The organism is Aliisedimentitalea scapharcae, from assembly GCF_045277565.1.
In the GTDB taxonomy this organism is placed as follows: Bacteria; Pseudomonadota; Alphaproteobacteria; order Rhodobacterales; family Rhodobacteraceae; genus Aliisedimentitalea; species Aliisedimentitalea scapharcae.
Map to the genome: position 1 here is coordinate 2,433,912 of NZ_CP123584.1, position 17,134 is coordinate 2,451,045.

Annotated in this window: 18 protein-coding genes; 4 read left to right on the plus strand and 14 right to left on the minus strand. The window is 57.1% G+C overall.

Translation table 11 applies throughout. From position 1 onward, the window contains the following. Positions 1-52: 52 nt before the first annotated feature. The 8 genes from QEZ52_RS11520 to QEZ52_RS11555 all read right to left on the minus strand — a co-directional run bounded on the left by QEZ52_RS11520 (position 53) and on the right by QEZ52_RS11555 (position 8,291). Positions 53-1,270 carry a serine hydrolase domain-containing protein gene (locus QEZ52_RS11520; RefSeq protein ID WP_406644498.1) on the minus strand — a complete coding sequence of 406 codons (1,218 nt, stop codon included), beginning with the start codon at positions 1,268-1,270 and terminating at the stop codon, positions 53-55. A 37-nt stretch (positions 1,271-1,307) separates the two neighbouring features. Next, positions 1,308-2,066, minus strand: coding sequence for an enoyl-CoA hydratase/isomerase family protein (locus QEZ52_RS11525; protein WP_406644499.1), 759 nt, complete (start codon positions 2,064-2,066; stop codon positions 1,308-1,310). Between the two features lie 120 nt (positions 2,067-2,186). Then, on the minus strand, positions 2,187-2,990 hold the full coding sequence (locus QEZ52_RS11530) for an IclR family transcriptional regulator (RefSeq protein ID WP_406644500.1): 804 nt from the start codon (positions 2,988-2,990) through the stop codon (positions 2,187-2,189). Positions 2,991-3,018: 28 nt separating this feature from the next. Next, entirely contained in the window at positions 3,019-4,047 is a 1,029-nt protein-coding gene (locus QEZ52_RS11535) for a phosphotransferase family protein (protein ID WP_406644501.1), read from the minus strand. Between the two features lie 73 nt (positions 4,048-4,120). After that, entirely contained in the window at positions 4,121-5,131 is a 1,011-nt protein-coding gene (locus QEZ52_RS11540) for an NAD(P)H-dependent flavin oxidoreductase (RefSeq protein ID WP_406644502.1), read from the minus strand. A 53-nt stretch (positions 5,132-5,184) separates the two neighbouring features. Beyond that, positions 5,185-6,006 (minus strand): SDR family NAD(P)-dependent oxidoreductase, encoded by an 822-nt coding sequence (locus QEZ52_RS11545; protein WP_406644503.1) that lies wholly within the window; start codon positions 6,004-6,006, stop codon positions 5,185-5,187. Between the two features lie 11 nt (positions 6,007-6,017). Continuing rightward, positions 6,018-7,133: an acyl-CoA dehydrogenase family protein gene (locus tag QEZ52_RS11550; RefSeq protein ID WP_406644504.1), complete on the minus strand. Its 1,116-nt coding sequence runs from the start codon at positions 7,131-7,133 to the stop codon at positions 6,018-6,020. Positions 7,134-7,136: 3 nt separating this feature from the next. Continuing rightward, on the minus strand, positions 7,137-8,291 hold the full coding sequence (locus QEZ52_RS11555) for an acyl-CoA dehydrogenase family protein (RefSeq protein ID WP_406644505.1): 1,155 nt from the start codon (positions 8,289-8,291) through the stop codon (positions 7,137-7,139). A 142-nt stretch (positions 8,292-8,433) separates the two neighbouring features. Between QEZ52_RS11555 and QEZ52_RS11560 the strand changes: the two genes are divergently transcribed. The 3 genes from QEZ52_RS11560 (at position 8,434) to QEZ52_RS11570 (ending at position 10,812) form a co-directional block, all read left to right on the plus strand. After that, the gene (locus QEZ52_RS11560) at positions 8,434-9,432 is read left to right on the plus strand and encodes an NADPH:quinone oxidoreductase family protein (RefSeq protein ID WP_406644506.1); all 999 of its coding nucleotides are present in this window, start codon (positions 8,434-8,436) and stop codon (positions 9,430-9,432) included. 175 nt (positions 9,433-9,607) lie between these two features. After that, positions 9,608-10,057, plus strand: coding sequence for a type II 3-dehydroquinate dehydratase (gene aroQ, locus QEZ52_RS11565; RefSeq protein ID WP_406644507.1), 450 nt, complete (start codon positions 9,608-9,610; stop codon positions 10,055-10,057). Continuing rightward, positions 10,054-10,812: a LuxR family transcriptional regulator gene (locus tag QEZ52_RS11570; RefSeq protein WP_406644508.1), complete on the plus strand. Its 759-nt coding sequence runs from the start codon at positions 10,054-10,056 to the stop codon at positions 10,810-10,812. The genes aroQ and QEZ52_RS11570 overlap by 4 nt, the downstream gene beginning before the upstream one ends. 528 nt (positions 10,813-11,340) lie before the next feature. Here QEZ52_RS11570 and tsf read toward each other — a convergent pair. The 5 genes from tsf to QEZ52_RS11595 all read right to left on the minus strand — a co-directional run bounded on the left by tsf (position 11,341) and on the right by QEZ52_RS11595 (position 15,142). Continuing rightward, on the minus strand, positions 11,341-12,216 hold the full coding sequence (gene tsf / locus QEZ52_RS11575) for a translation elongation factor Ts (RefSeq protein WP_406644509.1): 876 nt from the start codon (positions 12,214-12,216) through the stop codon (positions 11,341-11,343). Between the two features lie 75 nt (positions 12,217-12,291). Continuing rightward, positions 12,292-13,065 (minus strand): 30S ribosomal protein S2, encoded by a 774-nt coding sequence (gene rpsB, locus QEZ52_RS11580; protein ID WP_406644510.1) that lies wholly within the window; start codon positions 13,063-13,065, stop codon positions 12,292-12,294. Between the two features lie 161 nt (positions 13,066-13,226). After that, positions 13,227-14,084 (minus strand): lysophospholipid acyltransferase family protein, encoded by an 858-nt coding sequence (locus QEZ52_RS11585; RefSeq protein WP_406644512.1) that lies wholly within the window; start codon positions 14,082-14,084, stop codon positions 13,227-13,229. Continuing rightward, the gene (locus QEZ52_RS11590; RefSeq protein WP_406644513.1) at positions 14,081-14,845 is read right to left on the minus strand and encodes a GNAT family N-acetyltransferase; all 765 of its coding nucleotides are present in this window, start codon (positions 14,843-14,845) and stop codon (positions 14,081-14,083) included. Before QEZ52_RS11590 ends, QEZ52_RS11585 begins: the two co-directional genes overlap by 4 nt. Before the next feature lie 111 nt (positions 14,846-14,956). Then, positions 14,957-15,142, minus strand: coding sequence for a DUF3553 domain-containing protein (locus tag QEZ52_RS11595; protein ID WP_406644514.1), 186 nt, complete (start codon positions 15,140-15,142; stop codon positions 14,957-14,959). Between the two features lie 29 nt (positions 15,143-15,171). Between QEZ52_RS11595 and QEZ52_RS11600 the strand changes: the two genes are divergently transcribed. Continuing rightward, complete coding sequence (locus tag QEZ52_RS11600) at positions 15,172-15,768, plus strand: histidine phosphotransferase family protein (RefSeq protein WP_406644515.1); 597 nt, start codon at positions 15,172-15,174, stop codon at positions 15,766-15,768. 77 nt (positions 15,769-15,845) lie between these two features. On the opposite strand, the gene QEZ52_RS11605 is transcribed toward QEZ52_RS11600, so the two are convergent. After that, entirely contained in the window at positions 15,846-17,111 is a 1,266-nt protein-coding gene (locus tag QEZ52_RS11605) for a glutamate-5-semialdehyde dehydrogenase (RefSeq protein WP_406650441.1), read from the minus strand. Positions 17,112-17,134: the final 23 nt, after the last annotated feature.

Below are 17,134 nucleotides of genomic sequence, written 5' to 3' on the forward strand. Positions count from 1 at the left end.
TTTCAGATCCAAACATGCATCATGTATACCATCTAATGCATTGATACTTTTGTCAAATCAATGCCCCGTGAACCAAAGCTTTGAGCTCGGAGCGCGAAGGATAAGAGCTGGAGGGCGACAATTGGGTGAAAAAAACCACTGACATATGGGTCACAGGATCAATCCAAAAGAAGGTGGATGCCATTCCACCCCAGCTGAAATCTCCGACGGATCCAGGCGTCCGCATTCGGGCCGGGTCCAAGACGACAGCCCCACCCAGACCAAATCCGACGCCTTCCATCGGCTGTTCGGCAAAGCTTTTGGGGCCCAGTGACGCGATGTCACCCGTCAGATGATTGCGTGTCATGAAATCGACTGTGCTGGGTGACAACAGGTGTCCCTCTGGGGTGGCACCTCCCAAACGCAGCATTTCCGCAAAGCGCATGTAATCGTCCAGACAGCTGATCAGACCGCCTCCGCCCGAATGCATGTCCGCCGTCGCAAAGGGGGACCCATGGTAATCATCCACCAATCGTAGTGTTTCGCCACCTGTTGCGGCTGAGTTCAGCGCCATCGCATCCCCGGCCAAAGGAGTATAAAGAGAGGCAAACCGATCCCCTGCCCCTTTGGGCACCTGAAAACCGGTCTGTGTCATGCCCAAAGGTGCCAGAATTTCACGGTCGAAGAATTCTCCCAATGGTTGGCCCGAAACGACTTCGACCACACGTCCCAGAATATCCGTGGCGACCGAATATTCCCATTGGCACCCGGGTTTGAACGCCAATGGATAGGTCGCGACCTTGTCCGCCATGATCGCAAGCGATCCCTGATCAGGCTTGAACAATATGTCATCCTGTTCCATCGCCGCCGCCAGAACGCCCGGGTTGAACGGATAGCTCAGCCCGGATGTGTGGGTCATAAGCTGATGCAGGGTTGGTGCGGGGCTGGGTTCGGTCTGGTCAATGTGCTCTGCACCAGGCACCAGCGCCTGCATGTCCGTAAAGGCAGGAATGAATTCGGTCACGGGCGCGTCCAGATGAAACGCCCCCTGTTCAGCCAGCATCATGACCGCAACCGATGTCACAGGTTTGGTCATAGAATAGATCCGAACCAAAGTGTCCCGGTCAAACGGCAGGTCTTCTTCGATATTGCGTTGACCGGATGCGTGGAAATAGACATCCTGGCCATGCTGGCGGATCAGAACCGAGCTGCCGGCATATTTTCGTTCATCGACATAGCGTTGCATCCAGTTGGCAATGCGGTTCAACCGGGTGTGATCCAAGCTGCTCATGCGATCCTGCTTTCTTTTATGGCTTTGATGCTGCAAGTCATCCGATCATCCGCTGCATTGCAGAGACGGTTTCATCCGTAAACCATCCGTCTTCAGGATCATTGCCCCCGGCCGCCATGGCAGCCTCGATACAGGCGATCGTGGCACCGCGCAGTTGGCGTTTGATCGAGGCATATGTTTTTGGTGGCAATTGACCCAAGGTTTGCGCATGTCCGAGAGCGCAAGACATAACATCCCCGGTTTCGTCGGTGACGACATCGACCACTCCGGCCCGCTGGGCGTCCTGGGCACCGATTGGTTGACCGGTCAGCATCAGGCGACGTTGGGTGTTGCTGTCCAGGGTCGCCCGCGCAATTTCAAACGGTCCCACCGGGAAATCTGCACCCACCCGGACTTCGGCCAATCCAAATGACGCCCGCGGCCCTGCGACCCTGAAATCGCTGGCCAGCACATAGAACAGACCTCCCGCAATGGCGGCCCCGCCCACGGCCGCAACAACCGGTTTGGGGCAGGCATATTGGGCCAGAAACCCGAAGTTCAGCCCCTTTACGATGTCATTTTGCTGCGCCCGGTCAAACGACTGCGCTTCTTTCAGGTCCAGCCCGGCGGAAAATACCTTGAACGGGCTCGACAATACGATGGCACGTACCCCGTCATCATTGCCCAGAGCGACCATTTCATCGGCAAAATCCATCAGAAACTGGGGGCTCAGCGCGTTGACTGGAGCCCGCCCCAACTCAAGCTCGACAACGCCATGTTCGTGTTGTTTGCGCGTTAGCCATGCTTGTTTGGTCATGTCCGGTGTCCTTGTTTCTAAATTCTTGGTCAACAATATGCGCACAGGTGCCCGACACGTCGAGCGTTTAGCGATACGTAGTACTACGCAGTTCCACAGGATACGATCGTCTCAAGGCGTTCAGGGTCGCAAGCTCAGTAACCCGGCCGCCTCCCTCAGCGCACCTGCATAATAGCCTTGCAACTCTTTGGGTTTGACGTGAAAGGACGGCCCGCCGACGTTCAATCCAAACACCCGTGAGCCGGTCAAAGAGTGCACCGGAACTGCGATGGCATTGACGTCATGGCGCCATTCGCCATAGCTGGAACAATATCCATGCGTATCGAATTCAGAACGGGCAGCTTCATAAGCTTGTTGCCGTAACTGTTTGTTTTCAGGGTCAACCAGATCAGCCGATTCAAATGCAGTCTGGCGCTGTTCATCGGTGGAGCCAACCAAGATCGCCCGCCCCATTGCCGAAAAGAACAGCGGCAGCCGGGATCCGACATGCATCGAAAGCGACACGTTTTCACGAGATCGATACACACCGAGGTAAATCGCCTCGTCGCGAAAGGCTTCGCCTAGGGCTGCTGTGATATAGGAATTGGGCCCATTGCGCAGATCTCTGAGCACCGAACCAGCCCGGTCGCAGATATCGATACTGGCCAGCACGCCAAACCCAAGTTGCAAGACCCCTGCCCCCAACCGATACGACCCGGTCGCCGTCTCCAACACCAGATAGTCGAGCTGACACAGCGTGTGTGTGAGACGTGAAACCGTGGCTTTGGGCAGACCTGTCCGGTCGGCAAAATCGGTATTGCTCAGCAGAACTTCACCACGTCGGTAACAGCGCAGCACATCCAGCCCACGCGCCAACGCCGTGACAAAGTTCCTGTCCTTGGCCCCCTGGGGGTCATCATCGGGGGGAAACTCAGATCCGCTCATCACATGTGTCCTTGGATCATCTAGAGGCTCAGCCCCGCAGGGCCTGCACCCCGTGTCGGGCAAACAAAGGCACAAATTGACCCAATTGCATGGCGCGTTCGGGGTTGGACGCATTGCCGTCCAATGCCCGTTTCAGGACACCCTGGATAATCGCCGCCATTCTGAAAAAGCTGAACGACAGAAATACGTTGAAATACTGAATTTCGGACAGCCCGCGCCGGCGGCAATAGGCTTCGATAAACGCCTGATCAGATGGAAGACCCAGCGCGGCACGGTCAACACCCGCAAGGCCCCGTCCCTCTTCGCCGGGTGGCAATTGCCATTGCATGATGACCGACGCGAGATCGGCATAAGGATGGCCGATGGTCGACAGTTCCCAATCCAGCACCGCCAGACATTTGGTCCCGGTTCGATCAAAGATCATATTGTCGATCCGATAATCCCCATGAACCAGCGTGCGCTGTCCATCATCGGGTGGCAATGCCTGTTCCAATGCCGCGATCAGATCATCCATCTCTGTGATTTTTGTGGTCTCAGAGGCCCGGTATTGTTTGGTCCACCGGCCCAGCTGACGTTCCAGATAGTTCCCGGGCGGCCCATAATCCCCAAGACCGACGGCGTCGACATCCACCATATGCAAGGCAGCCAGAACCGTGTTCATCTGGTCCACGACACCGCTGCGGGTTTGCGCATCGACCGTCGGCATGGTCGGATCCAGGAAATTGCGCCCGTCGATATGCTCCATCACATAGAACGTCGATCCGATCACATCTGGGTCTTCGCACAGCAAATGCATGCGTGCCACAGGAACGTCGGTGTCGGCCAGCGCCCGTTGCACGCGAAATTCGCGATCCACGGCATGGGCGGATTTCAACAATGTTCCCGGGGGTTTGCGACGCAATACCAATGTTTGATCCGGCGTGATCAGCTGAAAGGTGGGATTGGATTGCCCATTGGAAAACTTCCGGACCTGCAAGGGGCCCGAAAAACCCGGAAAATGTGTTTCGAGATACCGGCTGACTGCCGCCACATCGAGCGTTTGTGCGTCTTCACTCATCACATCCATCCTTTTCTCAGCGCCGCCTCGTATTCAACTCACTTTCGGGTCCAGGTGCCCAAAAAATGTCGCATCAGATCGGGAACTCAGCCGCCAGCCTGTGACCCGCAGCCCGGTATTCACGATCAATACGATCGACCAATTCTTCGACGGATGTCACCGCATTGACGTCGCCAATGCCCTGGCCCGACCCCCATATTTCTTTCCAGGCCTTCGGTTTGGATGACCCCTGCGCGAAATTCATCGACGTGGGATCTGCCGATGGAAGGTTGTTGGGATCCATCCCTGCCTGTACGATCGAAGACTTTAGATAGTTACCCCAAACACCTGTAAACAGTGATGAATATACAATATCTTCGGCGCTGCTATCGACGATCATCTGTTTGTATTTCTCTTGGGCATTGGCCTCATGTGTTGCAATAAACGGTGACCCGGCATAACCAAAGTCCGCGCCCAATGCCCGCGCTGCCAACAAGGCCTCGCCGCTGGCAATGGCTCCCGACAGGGCCAGGGGGCCGTCAAACCAACTGCGAATTTCACGGATCAGGGCAAACGGCGACTGCGCCCCTGCATGCCCGCCAGCCCCAGCCGCAACGGCCACCAATCCATCGGCTCCCTTGGAAATTGCCTTTTGGGCAAAGGTATTGTTGATCACGTCATGCAGAACAACACCACCACAGGAATGGGCGGCCTCGTTGACGTCAACCCGAGCACCCAGCGAGGTGATCCAAATGGGAACCTTCCACTTGGCACAAATCTCCAAGTCGCGCTCAAGTCGGCTGTTTGACCGATGTACGATCTGGTTGACTGCAAACGGCGCGGCAGGCCTGTCAGGATTGTCCTGATTGTGGCGATCCAGTGCCTCTGTAATTTGTTGCAGCCAGGCGTCCAGCAGCGGCGGCTCACCTTCACTCTCGCGTGCATTCAACGCCGGGAATGACCCTACAATCCCCGCCTTGCACTGCGCGATAACCAGATCAGGAACTGAAATTATGAACAGCGGCGACCCAATGAGCGGCAACCGCAGACCGCGCAGATTCTTAGGCAGGTGGTCTTCGGATCTGGTCCATTTTTGCAATGACATATCAAACTCTTGTTCGTGTGTTTTCATATTGTTCAAGCGAGAGCACCCGAACGCTAATCGATAGCGCTGGCAAAGATATTTTGCCCCGACATGACGTTTATTCCACCGGACACAGGAATAACCGCCCCTGTTACATAGGCCCCACCCTGGCCAGCCAGGAACAGCACACAGCCGGCAATGTCTTCGGGCGCACCAACGCGACCCAACGGCACATCCTGTCCGACTTTGTCACGTTTGTCGGCGTCCCCCGTAGCAAAAGCGGTCATGCGTGACACGAACGGGCCCGGTGCCAAGGCATTGACGGTCACATGATGCCCTGCAAGTTCCTTGGCCAGGATTTTTGACATGTGAATGACCGCCGCTTTGGAGGCGGAATAGCTGTAAGCACCGTCGCCCATGGGGATTTCCCCCATGACCGATCCCACGTTGATCACACGCGCCGGATCGCGTTGCGTTGCAGATTGCACCAGCATGGGGAGCAATTTCTGGGTCAGGTCAAAGACACCAGCCATATTCACGGACATGACCTTTTCCCAAGCTTGATAGGGAAACTGACCCAGTGGCGCACCCCAGGTGACGCCGGAATTGTTCATGAGAATATCCAATCGGGCAACACGGCGTCCAACTTCGTTCACCAAGGCATCTATCCCGGCCTCAGACCCGATATCACCGGCAAATCCCTCGGCAGATCCCGGCGCATCCAGGGCGTTCAGATCGCTGGCAACAGCAGCGCAGGCATCGCCTTTGCGCGACGCAATCAAGACATGCGCCCCGGCCCGCACCATCGCTTCGGCGGCCATGCGCCCAATCCCCGAGGCCCCCCCGGTGATCAGGGCCGTCTTGCCCGTGAGAGAAAATAAGATTTCAGGTGTCATGTCCCGTCCCTTCAAAACCCGCGATGTCTGGCGACAATCGCCGCATGGTATCCGTAGTCTCCCAACCATTCGGCAGCGACCCGGGCCCGCTTCATAAAGAATCCCATGTCAAACGCGTCGGTCATTCCGATCCCGCCGTGCATCTGCACACCTTCCTGCACCGCCAGCTGCGCAGTGGCTGTTGCGCGGGCCTTGGCCAGGGACACTGCCAGTTCGGCCTGATCCGGTGTCGTGTCCAACAGACGTCCGGCATTCAGAACGGCCGCTGCGGTGATTTCGGTCTCACACCACAGATGCGCGGCCCGATGTTGCAACGTCTGAAAGGCACCGATCGGCACCCCGAATTGTTTTCTCTCTTTGAGATAGCCAACCGTCCTGCCAAAAGCACCACTGGTCAGCCCCGACAATTCAGCGGCCAAAGCCGCCTGCCCGGCCTGCAAAGCCGGTGCCAGAACAGCCATGGCGTCGCCGACCTTGCCCAGCACATCGTCTCCGGTGGCGGCCACATCGGCCAAATCGATCCGGGCCACATCCCGACTGTCAATCGCTGGCGTCACATGGCGGGTGATGCCTGCGCGATCTGCGGGCAGGTCGAACACCGTCAACCCGTCATCTGTCCGGGCCAGCACCAGCAGTCGATCCGCCTGGGCTCCATCCACCACAAACCGTTTTGTGCCGCTCAGGCGAAAGCCATTGCCTTCCCGGCGGGCTTGCATTTCTGCCATTGTCGGTGCGAATTTCGACGTTTCATCCAGCGCAATCGCATAGCGCAATTGCCCTGAGGCAATCTGGTTCAGTCGATCACCAGACCGGCTGTTCATGCCCTGTCGCAGGGCTGTTGCCGCGATGACGGCGGTGCTCAGAAATGGGCTGGTCGCCAGCGTCCGGCCCATTTCACGGGCCAGAATTCCGGCGGCGGCGTGGCCCATGTCCGAACCGCCCTTGGCCTCGGGAACCAGAACACCTGCCCACCCCATGGCCACCATTTCACCCCAGAGCGCGTCATCCCCGACCTGTCCTGCGTCCCGCAATCCGCGCAAATGCGCAATTGGTGCCGCCCGATCCAGAAATCCGCGCGCCGTGTCAGCCAGCAGAATTTCGTCGGTAGTTTCAACAAGTTTAACCATGTCTCACCCTGGCAGCCCCAAAATACGCTTTGCAATAATGCCCAACATCACCTCAGAGGTGCCGCCTTCGATTGAATTGGCCTTGGAGCGCAGCCAGGACCCCGGCAGCCCCGCCTCCCACTCCAGCGCTGCAGATCCTTCGGCCCCCATGATCAGCTCCTGACGGCGTTTGTTCAGCTCGGTTCCCGCATATTTCAACATCGCTGACGCGTCCCCGACGCTGCCTCCTGCTTCGACCTGGTCCTTGTAACGTTCCAACGTCAATCCAAAGGCCAGCCCATCGATCTCGGCCCGCATGGCGTCTGCCCGCAGGATCGGGTCACTGTTGCCGGTTTCGCTGTCTGCCAGCACCGCACCCAAGGCGCGACCACCGCCCATCAGGGCACCACCTGCGCTGATCATCTCGCGTTCATGGGTCAAAAGATATTTGGCCACATCCCAGCCCCGGTTGATTTGTCCGATGACCTGGGTTTTGGGCACCTGTACGTTGTCAAAAAACGTCTCGCAAAATGGCGAAGCCCCGGAAATCAGCTGAATGGGCCGTGTCGACACGCCCGTGCTGTGCATATCGATCAGAACAAAGGAGATTCCCTTGTGTTTGGGGGCGTCGGGGTCGGTGCGCACCAGCGCAAAAATCCAGTCGGCCTTGTCCGCATAGGACGTCCAGATCTTTTGTCCGTTGACCACCCAATGATCGTCACAATCGTCGGCCCGGGTCTGAACACCGGCCAGATCAGACCCTGCGCCGGGTTCGGAGTACCCCTGACACCACCGGATCTCTCCGCGCGCAATCGGCGGCAGGATCTCCCGTTTCTGGGCGTCGCTGCCGAACGCCAACAACGCGGGCCCAAGCATCCAGATGCCAAAGCTTTGCAAAGGTGTACGGGCGTTGATGCGCTTCATCTCCTGGTGCAGGATCTTTTCCTCGTCCCGGGTCAATCCCGCACCGCCGTATTCCTTGGGCCAGGTTGGCACCGTGATTCCGACACTGGCACATCGGCGCAGCCACACCTCCTGTGCCTCGCTGGCGAACTGCCAATTCGCACCTCCCCAGCAGATATCGGCCTCGGACGCCGGTCCATCCCGCATTTCATCTGGACAATTGGTTTCGAGCCATGCCCGCCAATGGGTCCTCAGCTGTTCCAAATCGTGCGCCATGGCTTTGGCCTCTTTCCAGGGAAAAGATCGTTGCGTCATTGTTCCGCTGTGCAGAATTGCATTTCGCCGAAAGTCTGACAACATACCCAAACCCTGTTCGACTTAACGTCACAATCAACCCTTTGAAGAGAGTGTTCCTCTGATGAAAGCCATGCTCAGCACCCAAATTGGCGGCCCTGAAACCTTGGTCTGGAGCGACCTGCCCGACCCCGAGGTCAAGAAAGGCCATCTATTGGTTGGGGTCCGGGCGGCTGGTGTCAATTTCCCCGATACGCTGATCATTCGTGACATGTATCAGATGAAACCACCCCGCCCCTTTGCCCCTGGTGGCGAGATCGCAGGTGAGGTTCTGGCGGTCGGTGACGGCGTTAACGGGTTTTCTGTCGGAGATCGGGTGTTGGCCCTGACGGCCCACGGTGGCTTTGTGTCTCACATCAACATTCCGGCGGCCTCTGCGGTCAAGATCCCGGATGACATGCCCTATGAGGACGCCGCCTGTTTCATCTTTACCTATGGCACCTCGCATCACGCGCTCAAGGATCGGGCGCATTTGAAACCCGGAGAATCGCTGTTAATTCTGGGCGCGGCCGGCGGCGTTGGCGCCGCCGCAATCGAATTGGGCAAGGCGGCCGGGGCCAAGGTCATTGCAGCCGTCTCCAGCGAGGAAAAGGCCGAATTCTGTCGTCAATTGGGGGCAGATGAAACCATCGTGTATCCGACCACCTTGGACCGCGACGCCCAGAGAATGTTGTCGGCCGAATTCAAACGGCTTTCCGGCGGCGAAGGTGTTGATGTGGTCTATGATGCGGTTGGTGGGGATTACGCAGAACCTGCCATCCGGGCGCTGGCCTGGACCGGCCGCTTTCTGGTGGTCGGGTTTCCCGCAGGCATTCCCAAAATCCCCTTGAATTTGACCCTGCTAAAAGGTTCCCAGATCGTAGGGGTGTTCTGGGGAGCGGCCGTATTCCGCGACCCAAAGGGGCACGAAGAGAACAGTTCTGAATTGTTTTCGCTGTATTCCGAGGGAAAGATCCGGCCCCGGATCACAGCCGCCTACCCGATGGATCAGGCCGCTGATGCGCTGCGCCTGATCGAAGACCGCAAAGTCATGGGCAAGGTGGTCCTGACGATACCCGCCTAGAACACTTTGACCCTGGGCACCCGCAGTCTAGGGCTGAAAAGGCTCAGATCCACACAAAACCCCCTAAAAAGTCGCAGCGTTATTTTGCGATTTGGCATCTTTTTTACGATCCAAGCCGCTGGACATACAAACGTAATCCTGTTTATGAAATTAGGTGTATGGGGAATACGTAGAAATGTTTAGTGTTTTGGTTCTCAATGGGCCGAACCTCAATCTGCTGGGAACGCGCCAGCCCGAGGTTTATGGGTCAACCACCCTTGCAATGGTGGAACGGGCATGTGCGGCTCATGGGGCTGCGCTGGGGTTGGATGTGACGTGCTTGCAGTCCAACCATGAGGGCGCTTTGATTGACGCCATTCATGCCGCCAAGGGCGTTCACGCCGGCATCGTGCTGAATGCTGGCGCTTACACGCACACCTCGATTGCGCTGATGGATGCGATTGCATCAGTCGAGCTTCCCGTGATCGAAGTCCATTTGTCCAACATTCACGCGCGCGAGGCGTTCCGCCACACATCCTATATTGCGCCCGTCGCACTGGGACAGATTTGTGGCTTTGGTGCGCAGGGCTATAACCTGGCTCTGGACGCGCTGAAAAAACATCTGTCAGAGGTTCCACCCGCATGAACCTTCGCGACTATTTGTTTTTTGTATCTTATGCATCCAGCCTGGAAGAACTTTGGGCTGCGCATACCGAGCAGATGGGCAAATATGGGTTTGATCGTTTGCTCTATGGCTTTACCCGGTATCGGACCGAAAATTCTTTGGGCGACCCCGAAGATTTTGTCATCCTCAGCAATCACACGACAGAGTATGTGAATGGGTTTGTCCACAACGGTCTCTATTTTCATGCGCCCATGTTGCAATGGGCGCTGGAAAACCAGGGTGCTGGCAGCTGGAATCTGATTGCACAGATGATGCAACAGAATGGGAACCCCTCAGCCGAAGCTGTACGAGTTTACGAATTCAACCAAAAAATGGGCGTGATTGCGGGGTATACCGTCAGTTTCATGTCCTTGTCCGCACGCTCCAAGGGCGCAATATCCTTGGCAGCGGCACCGGGCATGACACAGGATGACGTCGATGCGGTTTGGGCCGAACACGGCCAGGACATCCTGCTGATGAACAACATGGCTCATCTCAAAATCATGTCGATGCCATACAACCCGCCCAACCGCGGATTGACCAAACGCCAGCGCGAAGCATTGGAATGGGTTGGAGATGGTAAGACAACCCAGGACATCGCGTTGCTCATGGGACTGACATCGGCAACCGTGGAAAAACATCTGCGCCTCGCCCGCGAGGCGCTGTCGGTTGAAACGACCGCTCAAGCCGTTATGAAAGCTGCCCTGCACAACCAAATGTTCGTGATGGAAGCCTGACTGCAATCCTGCCGCGAAAAAATCTGTGCGGCGGCGCAAAAATCGCCCAATAATTGGGCGAAAACGTTAAATTTTCGTTAAACTTCCCCAAGGTAAGGAAATCACTACTTTCCAATTCAATGGCTTCGCGGCACTCTGTAATAGTTCCGTGAGTGGTGGCTTTAGCCTGAGGAGCATCGGGAAAAGATCCCTGCCATTTCAGGGCTCTCTGACCTGTCCGGTTCAAGCGCTTATAGTCGGCGTACTTGAACCGGAGAATTTGAAAGGTCCTCCATCCCCATATAGGGACCTTCAAAAATAGCGGGGCTGCAGGCAAGTGCAGCCCCGTTTTCTATTTCAGAACCGATTTTTATGTCGCGCCCTGCCCTGACAGAATGAAAGTTTCATCCTCGAAGAACGGATGCCTTCTAAAAACACCGCGGGGTGTCCGGATCAACGGCCACGCCGCAATGGTTCTGAGATGGCAACCGACAAAAAAAGGGCCGCTCCAAATATGGAACGGCCCCAACATCATCAGATCTTGCGGGCTTAGCCCTGAACGGCTTTGGCCACTTCTGCTGCAAAATCTTCTTTTTCGACTTCGATGCCTTCGCCCACTTCCAGACGTACGAAACCGGTGACTTCTGCGCCGGCCTCGGAAACAGCGGCCCCCACGGTCAGGTCAGGGTTCACAACGAACTGCTGGTTCAGCAGGGTCGACTCGGCAACGAATTTCTTCATCCGGCCAACGATCATTTTTTCGATCACCTGCTCCGGTTTGCCGGACTCGCGGGCGATGTCCATCTGGACCTGCTTTTCTTTTTCGACAACCGACGCGTCCAGGTCAGCTTCGGACAAAGCGGCAGGGTTCACAGCGGCGATGTGCATCGCAACCTGTTTGCCCAGGGCCTCGTCTCCGCCCTTCATGGCGACCAGAACGCCGATCTTGCCCATGCCAGCGGTGGCGGCATTGTGGACATAGGACACAACGGTGTCGCCTTCCAGCGCGGCCATGCGGCGCAGGGACATGTTTTCGCCGATGGTTGCGATCTTGGCGGTGATGGTATCGGCAACGGATTTGCCGCCCATGTCGGCCGCAGCCAGCGCGTCAACGTCGTTCACGCCCAGAGCAACGGCAGCAACACCGGCAACCATTTCCTGGAATTCGCTGTTTTTGGCAACAAAGTCGGTTTCCGAGTTGATCTCGACGGCAACACCTTTGCCACCTTCAACAACAACGGCCACCAGGCCTTCTGCGGCTGTACGGCCGGATTTCTTGGCAGCTTTTGCCAGACCTTTGGTGCGCAGCCAGTCAACGGCGGCATCCATGTCACCATCGGTTTCGGTCAGGGCTTTTTTTGCGTCCATCATGCCTGCGCCGGTCGAGTCGCGCAGTTGCTTTACGAGTGCAGCGGTGATTGCCATTTTGGCTCTCCTCAAATCAAACGGATTTGGGGCAGGGTCTACCCTGCCCCAGATGTCAAATCAGTGACAGTCGGATCAAGCTTCGGCAGGTGCTTCTTCTGCCAGGACTTCTTCCGCGGGGGCTTCTTCCAGAGCGCCCAGGTCAACGCCTGCTGCACCCATCTGTGTGGTCATGCCGTCCAGAGCAGCGCGTGCCGCCAGATCGCAATACAGGCTGATGGCGCGCGATGCGTCGTCGTTGCCTGGGATGATGTAATCAACACCATCGGGCGAGCAGTTGGTGTCAACCACGGCCACAACCGGGATACCCAGCTTGTTGGCTTCGGCAATCGCCAGAGCTTCTTTTTTAACGTCGATGACGAACAGCAGATCAGGAACGCCGCCCATTTCGCGGATCCCGCCCAAAGAAGCCTGCAGCTTCTCCTGGTCGCGTTCCATGCCGAGACGCTCTTTTTTGGTCAGACCTTCGGCGCCGGTTTCCATCTTCTCGTCGATTTCTTTCAGACGGTTGATCGACTGGGAAACGGTTTTCCAGTTGGTCAGCGTGCCGCCCAGCCAACGGTGGTTCATATAGTACTGAGCCGACTTTTCAGCAGCTTCGGCGATCGGGCCTGCGGCCTGACGCTTGGTACCAACGAACAGAACACGGCCGCCTTTTGCAACAGTGTCACGCACAGCCTGCAGAGCCTGGTCCAGCATGGGAACAGTCTGGGTCAGGTCCATGATGTGGATGCCGTTGCGCGATCCGTAGATAAACGGACCCATGCGAGGGTTCCAACGCTGTGTCTGGTGACCAAAGTGAACGCCAGCTTCCAGCAGCTGACGCATGGTGAACTCGGGAAGAGCCATGCTATTATCCTTTTCCGGTTTCTATCCTCGGCGGGGGTATTGAGAGCGGATGCTCCAACCGGCGGTTTGTCAGGGATGTCTCCCCCGAACAGAACCAAACCCCGCCTGCGGGTTTCGATGGCGCGCGTATACGGCAGGGTTTCACAGGGCGCAAGGGCTAATCAGCCTTGTTTTGCACCGCTTTGCCCATTGGGTCTGGCCAGCGCATGGGCATGACGCACGGCCTTTTCACAATGGAGCGCCAACGCCTTGCGATCGGGAAAATCGCTGACCTTGGCCGGGGTATGATAAATCAACTCGACGCTGCCCTGACGCGGCGCAGCCAATGCCTTGAGCAGATGTGGGCCGAACTCCATGTCGCCCCACCAGCCATAAAACCTGTCGGCTTCCCCCAAGGGGGCATGAAACACCACAGTGACCGGCTGAACATACAGGATATCGCGCAGATGATCCGTAAAGAAGGCCGCAAATAACGTTGTTTTAAAAGGTAGAACCCGCAACCCGTCGGTTGACGTACCTTCGGGAAAGAACAGCAATTTGTGCCCAGCTTTCAACCGATCTTCGAACAGCTTTGTCTGTTCACGCGCCTTTTTGGGATTGCGTTCGATGAACACGGTACCGGTCGCGCGCGCCAGCCAGCCAATTCCGGGCCATTTCGCCACTTCGGCCTTGGAGACGAAATAGATCCGTTTGCGTGCGTTCAGGGCAAAGATGTCCAGCCACGAAGTATGGTTTGCCACCACGGCACCGCGTTCCGTCATCAACGTGCCTGTGGATGTGAATTTCATCCCCAGAACGCGAAATGCATTTCGGCACACAAACTGGGTGATAAACGGGGTGACCGGGCGATGCAGCCCGTACAGCGGATATTCGATCAGTCGAACCATCAGCATCACGATCAGACCGCCAAATACCAGCCCGGCCAAGGGAAGACCGCGCAGCAGGACCCGGATCCAGCCCAATGGACTGATGATCACAGGCTCTGGTGCCTCGTCACTGTCCCACAGAGGGTCTGTCAATTGCTGCGCCCCCCGGCATAGATCCGGCGTTGTCGATCATTCAGACGTTTGGTGTCCAGGATCAGGCAGACGTCAGTTGTGTTGAAACTGCGGTCCACAAACGCCCCCTCGCCGATAAAACCACCCAATCGCAGGTAGGCCTTGATCAGCGATGGAACCTGTAACATGGCTGAACGCCTGTCCAGATCGTCCGGCGACACCAGATCCATTGGCTGGAAATGTTCTGGTTGCGCCCGGACCCGCAATTCGGGCGGGGCCAGATGATTGTGATGCAACATCGACAGCGGGTTGGCCAATTGTTTCAGATCCGTGCCGTGAAAGCTGGCGACGCCAAACAGGATCTCGATGTGATGCTGTTCGACGTAATCCGACAGGCCCGACCACAGATGAAACATCGCCATGCCGCCACGATAATCTGGGTGCAGGCACGACCGTCCGAGTTCCAGCAGCTTGCGTCCACTGGTTTTCAAAGGTGTCAGATCATATTCATCCTCGGAATAGAATTGTCCGGCCTTGGCAGCCTGATCATCGCGCAACAAACGATAGACCCCGACGACCTGTCCGGAGCTGGTGTCTTCGGCGAGCAGATGGTCAAAAAACGGGTCGAACCTGTCCATCTCCAGACCTGCGTCGTGATCGACCATCTTACCACCGCCGCCCAATTCACGAACAAAGACATCATAGCGCAGACGTTGGGCGGCTTTCAGCTCGGCGTCGGTCCGGGCGATCCTGACAGAAAAGGAGGAGCTGGAGTCAGACATCAAAATGCCATTTCAACTGGGGTCAAGGGTTGCGCGCTGATACCGCAAATGACAAAGATTTGGCAACAGTTTGCAGTTATTTATCAGGTTTTGTTAACTCTTCATCAACCTCTATGAGGGATCAAAGACAGGGATCAGGGCAATACGTGTTCCGTCGATGACCAATTTACCCTGATCACGGAAATTCACGGTGATTTTGCCACCGATATTCGACTGAACCTGACCAATGCCCCATTCGGGGTGGTCGGGATGGTTTACATACATACCAGGCGCGAGAATAGCGTTGAGGTCTGTCATCTTGGATGGATCTCTTTCGGAGGAAGACTATGGGAGAAAATAGCGCCAATCTGGCGGCATTGATAGGGTCCAGGATCTGCCACGATCTGATCAGCCCGATTGGGGCAATCACCAATGGGCTGGAACTGTTGGACATGGCGGGCAACGTGCCGGGCCCTGAACTGGACCTGATATCGGACAGTGTCGGCAATGCAGGGGCGCGCATTCGGTTTTTTCGCGTCGCCTTTGGTGCAGCTGGCGATCAGCTGTTGGGGCGCCCCGAAGTTGTGGCCATTCTGGATGATCTCAACCGGGGCGGACGGTTGAACATGCAATGGGGACCGCTGGATGCCCAACCCCGATCCCTGACGCGATTGGCCTTTCTCGCGCTGCAGTGCCTGGAAACCGCGACGCCCTATGGCGGCAATGCCCAGGTGTTCTGTGATCGCGACGACTGGACCGTCACCGCCAATGCGACCAAATTGAACATTGATGAACAGCTCTGGAGCCATCTGAGCAGCCCCCAGAGCGACGTCAATATCACTCCGGCACAGGTGCAATTCGCGCTGTTGCCTGTTGTCGCGGCCGAAATCGGACGCCGCATAAAAGTCGGATTTTCCGAGACACAGGTTTCGATTCAATTCTGACCCCGGTCGCATTCATGCAAAACGCCGCCTGATCCCGATCAGGCGGCGTTTGCAATGTGTCGCCTGCGGCGGGGCCATCAGGGGCGGGTTGTTCCGTTCCCACGCACAAGGTATTTGAAACTGGTCAACTGCGTGGCACCGACTGGCCCGCGTGCATGCATCTTGCCTGTGGCAATGCCGATCTCGGCACCCATGCCGAATTCGCCTCCATCGGCAAACTGGGTCGAGGCATTATGCATCAGGATGGCACTATCCAGCGTGGCAAAAAAGCGGTCCACAGCAGCCTGGTCCTCGGCAATAATGCAATCAGTGTGCTGCGAATGATGATCGCGGATATAGGCGATCGCCGCATCAACATCATCGACCTGTCGCGCGGCAATGATCGAATCCAGGAATTCCTTGCCCCAGTCCTCATCCGTCGCCGCGATCATGCCATCTGGTCCGGGCAGACCTGCCTCGGCGCGGATTTCAACACCAGCCGCAGCCAATGCGTCCAATACATCGCGTCCCAATGTGTCAGCAATATCGCGATGGATCAAAAGACATTCGGCCGAGCCGCAAATCCCGGTCCTCCGGGTCTTGGCATTCAGGATAACGTCCAGAGCCTTTTGCGGATCGGCGGATTTGTCGAGATAGATATGCACGATGCCTTCGAGATGGGCAAAAACCGGCACGCGGGCTTCGCGTTGAACCAAACCGACCAACCCTTTGCCGCCCCGCGGTACGATCACGTCGACATAATCAGTCATCGTCAACAGCGCCTGCACCGCCGCCCGGTCCCGCGTCGGGATCAGCTGGATGGACTCTTCGGGCAGGTTGGCAGCGCGCAGCCCATCGACCAGACAGGCGTGGATCGCGCCAGACGAATGAAAGCTCTCGGACCCGCCCCGCAGGATTACGGCATTGCCCGACTTCAGACACAGCGCGCCCGCATCGGCCGTCACATTGGGACGGCTTTCATAGATCACCCCGATCACCCCAAGAGGCGTGGCAACCCGCTGGATATTCAACCCCGACGGCATATCCCATTCGGCCAGAACCGCACCCACAGGGTCGGCCTGTTCCGCCACGGCGCGTAGCCCGTCAACCATACTTTGAATACGACCCTCATCCAGCATCAGCCGGTCCATCATCGCCGCGCTCAGGCCCTTGTCGCGACCAAAGTCCAGATCCTTGGCATTGGCGGCAATGATTTCGGCGCGACGCGCCCAAACTGCATCCGCTGCCGCGATCAGGGCTGCATGTTTGCGTTCTGCCGTGGCGGTGGCCAACGCCGTGGTCGCCGCCTTTGCCCGTTTTCCGATGTCGGCCATCAACGCGGGAATGTTATCCGTATCTTTCATCATCTTCGTCCTTTCCCAATCGG